Raw genomic sequence first — 4707 nt, forward strand, 5'->3', positions numbered from 1 at the left:
TCTTTTTGCTCGTTCCAAAACTTTTCTTCAATTTCTTTTTGTTTTAAATATTCCATAGTAAAATATCCTCCTGCTATAATACAAATAATGGATAAAACAATTACCAATTTCTTTTTCATTTAAAATCCCCTTGTATTTGAATATAGTTAAAATATACCATGAAATGAGTTGAGACATATGAGTGAATTTAAAAAGAATCCAATTGCGACAGATGAAGATTATTTCAAACTATCAGATAACGTTTATAATAAAGATTTTTTGCACGAAGAGGCAAAAATCAAAGGATCTAATGGTCAAGAATGGAAAGTTATAGAAACATTTGATGCAGATGACACAAAAGTGAAAAATGGATTACAAGCAATCGCTGTAGTACCTGCAAATAAGTATAAGCCTGGTAAAAAACAGTATGACGATGTAATCATTGCATTCCGTGGTACTGAATTTGATAGATTCGATGGAGATAAAACCACAGATATAGTTCAAATTACACTTGGACAGAAAAAGAACCTTGGTGTAGCAGGCGGAAAAGCTCCGACATCATTTGATAGTGCATTAGAATTTACAGAAAAAATTAAGAAAAAATATAATCCTACATCTATTCACACTACCGGACATAGTAAAGGTGCTGCGGAGGCTCAATATGTAGCAGCAGAAATGAATTGTTATGCAACAACATATGCTGCACCAAATATTTATAGATTACTAAGTGATAAAGCAAAAAAACGAGTAGATGAAGGCGTAATGGAAAATAAAGTAGTAGATTATACTCATAAAGAAGATGCTGTAGGAAATTTCAATCAATTTGGAGCACCTATGATTGGTAAACAATTTACAACGAAAAGTAATGGAACAGATAGTATTCTCGCGGCTGTATTTATGGGACAACATCCAATGTCAACATTTCTAGAAATGTTCCACAATAATGGTAGTGTTCGACTAGAATTAGAACCAGATGATATCATTCGTCATGCAAAAGAGATACAAAAAATAAGCGATATATTATCTGATATTATTAGAAATATAGAAAGATTTCAACAACAAGAAGAAGAGGAAGTTGCGAAATTAAAGAGTCAATTGAAGCATGAGACAGGACCTGGAGGAAAATATCATCTGTTAGAAGAACATGAAGTAGATGAAGCAATTAGAGAGGTTGCAAAAATATCCCAAAACGGAAAAGACTATTTTCATGATATACAACTAGCAGAAGAACTAATTCATCTTTTACGGAAAAAACAAAAAGAATTGATTCATTTTGGAGATGATATTGCTTATGCAGCTAATTCATTACGAGATAAAGATAATCAATTAGGAACAAATTTTGAAGGACTGGCGGCGAGATAATATGATGGATTTTATAGGGGAAATTCAAAAAATAGAGAAAGAAATAGAGAAAGCTACAGTTGGTGCAGTTGGAACTATTATAGATGAGTTGCAAGCTGTTAAAAAGCAATTAGAAAAAGAAATGCAACAATCACTTTTAAAAACTGATGTAGCATTCAAAACAAATAGCATAGTAGCAAGCCAAAAACATGCCATTCAAAAAAACAAAGAAGCATTTCATGATGTATGCAAAAGTTTATCTGAACAAGGAATTGAATTAAACAAAAGTTTTGAAAGCAAAACAGGTAGTGCAATAAAAGAAACATTACATAAACATCTCGATCAAATTCGAAATGAAATGATTTCTAAACAATATGATTTAATTAATAGTTGTGGAAAAAAATAAAAAATTTCTATTATTATTTTAATCTATATGTATTAGAAAAAGTCCCCTTATGTAGGACTTTTTCTAATACACGAATAGATGCTATATTATCAAGCATTGCTCCTGCTTCAATTCTATGTAGCTTTAATTCCCTAAAAGCAAAATATACAACAAGTTGAAGAGCCTCTGTTGTATAGCCCTTTGCATTATGCTCCTTATCTAAAGTAAATCCTGTATAACAGCTTTGGAGGTCTCCCCTAACAATTTGAGTTAATGAAATGTCTCCGATCAGTTTATCATTTTCTCTTAAAAAGATTCCAAAAGGATTACTTGCCCTTCAGCTTTCTTTTTTCATACTTGTTCAAGACGTATTTTTTGATGTTATTTTGTATAAAAAACTTTTGCTATCAACCTGTTCGAAAAATTGATAAAGAATAAGAGATTGAAGGATGAAAACAGAAGACTACAAGGAAAACTGTATGAACAAATATAATGAAACAAGGCTCTTACTTTGTAGTGGTATCCACGAAGTAAAAGCCTTGTTTTTTCTACTCATTTTTTATATCAGTCTTGATTTTCCAATGGAAAGGCACAGAAAATCTACTACAGAAGTTGTGATACCTCTAGGATTAACAAATTCTTTAAATTTCTGTGTACTACGTACAAGCCCTCTACTTTTGGCATGTGCCTCTAATTCAGCTCGAACTTGTATTGTATCCGGAGCCATTCTTTCTAAAGCATGTTCAGAATATTTACGAACATTGATTTCAAGTTTTTAAAACTCATTTATTGTAACTGTAAAATGTGGCTTGAATTTTACTTCGATTGTTTTGTTTTCTACGCCACCTTGGACATATAATGAGTCATTACGGGTATAGATTCGTTTCGCCGAATGCATCTTGGTTTCAAAGATGCATTTATTTTTATAATACAAATTTAATTCAACAGTTTCTTCGTAATAACACATAATCATTACTAATTCAAAACCTAATTTATCTATTTTATTATATCTATATGCACCTGCACCTGGAATAAAATAATCTTCTGGTTCACTCTCGAATATTTCTAATAATTCATATTCATCATATTGTATATTCAATTTAACAACTCCTTACGTGAATGGGCTCAATCCACTTTATTTATAATATTCACGATTTATTAGGTACAACGGAAACAACATCGCCATTATCATTCAATACGACTCTAACATCTTTCCCATCGTATTGCCATAGACCAGGTTTATTTCCAGGTTTTTTAGTAGCATGCTTAATTGTTTCTTCTACTACACTTGGTGTTACACCACGTGGATCAACTTTTTTTAATTCCTCCATGTATTCTTTTGATCCGAATGTGTAACCATTCCTTTCAGCTCTTTCGCGTGCACGCTTTGTAAGTTCTGCTCGAACCTGAATTGTATCAGGTGCCATTCTTTCAAGCGCATGTTCAGTATACTTACGCCCATCAATGACGCCGCCACCTCTTGGCATACTCCATCCAATCTCTTCAGTTACCTTTGATACTTTCCCTAAATCCTTCGCTTTTTGCTCTAACTCTCCATATTTACCAAATACTCGACCAATAACTTTAGGAGTGCCACCTACAACTGTAGAAACAGTTCCCCATACATAATCATTCGGCTCATATTTTCTGTCTGTGAAAAATTCTCTTCCATTTTATCTGGATCAACACGTACTTGCCTCAACTAATTTCCTTCCTTCACCTATATGTATAAAACTTCCAAATATAAGTATAGCAAATTGATAGAGTTGGTCCAGACATGATTCGTAAATGTGTACTTTTTAATATGTTAGCGGGCCCCATATTATTTAAATTAAGATGATTCAAGTCGGAGGAAGGCTCCTTTGGGTGTCTTTTCTTTATGAATAGAAAGCACGCCTATTTCCGTAGGTGTAGTAAATGGTAACCCCTATTACCATTTATTTAAATATTTCTAAGTTGATATTATATAATTTAGATATATTTAAATTGTATTTTTATTATATAAGTAGTGCAAAAGAAGTTAGACTTTGTTATCATGTTCTACGAATTAAAATTATTTCAAGGAGGATTTTTTGTGTTTGGTATATTAAAAAAACAATGTCGATTCAATAAAATGTCGGCAATATCGTTAGGGATTTTTGTGTTTTATATGATTTTAAAGCAACTTATCGCACTAGTTTATTTCATTAGTGATGAACAGTTTGGCGGGATGAGCATTTCGTTTGACGCAATTGATTTGTTAGTTGTTCTAATAATTTATTTTTATTATCGTAGATCTAAAGAGCCTTTTACAAATCAAAATAATTTTACGATGAGTTTGCCAAAAAGCTTACTTTTAGGTCTAGTACTAACTGTAGTATGTAAATCCCTACCGCTGTTACTAGCAGACTTTATAAGTTTTCAGTCATCTAATCAAGTTGAATTAGAAAGCCAAGTAACGTTACCCATTTTAGTCTTCGCATTTTCTATTGCTCTAGTAGCACCCATTGGTGAAGAAATTGTCTATCGTGGTGTTATACAGCATGGAATTTTTAAAAATTCCTGGTTAGGTGTACTTGTTTCTTCAGCTATTTTTGCAGGTATGCATGTTAGTCTTCTTTCTTTAGAAACAATTCCATATTTCCTTTTGGGAATTGGTTTAGGTTGTACTTATAAGTTAACCGGGCGTTTATATGTGGGAATTATAATGCACATGATTAATAATTCGCTAGCAGTGATTGCTATTTATTATTTTTAACTAAAAGAATAAGAGAGAATATGCTACAGGTGAATATTAAGAAAATTAATTTGTTAATATCTTAACTCTATTTTAGACCGAACCGTCCGGTCTAAAACGTTAATTCAAGTCAGAAGACACCTTTGGGTGTCTTTTTTTCTGCATTAAAAAGCCCACCTATTTTCTGAACTGAACCCAAAAAATTAGACAAATATATTAAGCAGCTACTAAGGATTGAACTCTGTATTGCACAGGGGACAATCCTTTTAGTTTTGTTTTAATTCTT

5 protein-coding genes and 2 pseudogenes are annotated in these 4707 nt (G+C 32.0%); 4 read left to right on the plus strand and 3 right to left on the minus strand.

Going from position 1 to position 4707, the window contains the following annotated elements; all coding sequences use genetic code 11:
* The first annotated feature begins 177 nt into the window (after positions 1 to 177).
* Both ES895_RS11585 and ES895_RS11590 read left to right on the plus strand, forming a co-directional pair.
* Complete coding sequence (locus tag ES895_RS11585; protein ID WP_001288649.1) at positions 178 to 1341, plus strand: alpha/beta hydrolase family protein; 1164 nt, start codon at positions 178 to 180, stop codon at positions 1339 to 1341.
* Between the two features lies 1 nt (position 1342).
* Positions 1343 to 1726: a hypothetical protein gene (locus ES895_RS11590; protein ID WP_000968628.1), complete on the plus strand. Its 384-nt coding sequence runs from the start codon at positions 1343 to 1345 to the stop codon at positions 1724 to 1726.
* Between the two features lie 55 nt (positions 1727 to 1781).
* On the opposite strand, the pseudogene ES895_RS11595 reads toward ES895_RS11590, so the two are convergent.
* Positions 1782 to 2116 (minus strand): annotated as a pseudogene (locus ES895_RS11595) (GNAT family N-acetyltransferase); the annotation flags it as partial.
* A 38-nt stretch (positions 2117 to 2154) separates the two neighbouring features.
* Between ES895_RS11595 and ES895_RS11600 the strand changes: the two are divergent.
* Entirely contained in the window at positions 2155 to 2484 is a 330-nt protein-coding gene (locus tag ES895_RS11600) for a hypothetical protein (RefSeq protein WP_000845490.1), read from the plus strand.
* Here the strand turns inward: ES895_RS11600 and ES895_RS11605 are convergent.
* Positions 2481 to 2804, minus strand: a complete 324-nt coding sequence (locus ES895_RS11605) for a hypothetical protein (protein ID WP_001025896.1) — start codon at positions 2802 to 2804, stop codon at positions 2481 to 2483. The genes ES895_RS11600 and ES895_RS11605 overlap by 4 nt on opposite strands.
* Before the next feature lie 49 nt (positions 2805 to 2853).
* Positions 2854 to 3378, minus strand: a pseudogene (locus tag ES895_RS30100) (hypothetical protein); the annotation flags it as partial.
* A gap of 401 nt (positions 3379 to 3779) precedes the next feature.
* Here ES895_RS30100 and ES895_RS11615 point away from each other — a divergent pair.
* Entirely contained in the window at positions 3780 to 4442 is a 663-nt protein-coding gene (locus ES895_RS11615; protein ID WP_000467045.1) for a CPBP family intramembrane glutamic endopeptidase, read from the plus strand.
* The last annotated feature ends 265 nt before the right edge of the window (positions 4443 to 4707 follow it).

Source organism: Bacillus sp. 007/AIA-02/001, assembly GCF_004634455.1.
GTDB classification, from domain to species: Bacteria; Bacillota; Bacilli; order Bacillales; family Bacillaceae_G; genus Bacillus_A; species Bacillus_A cereus.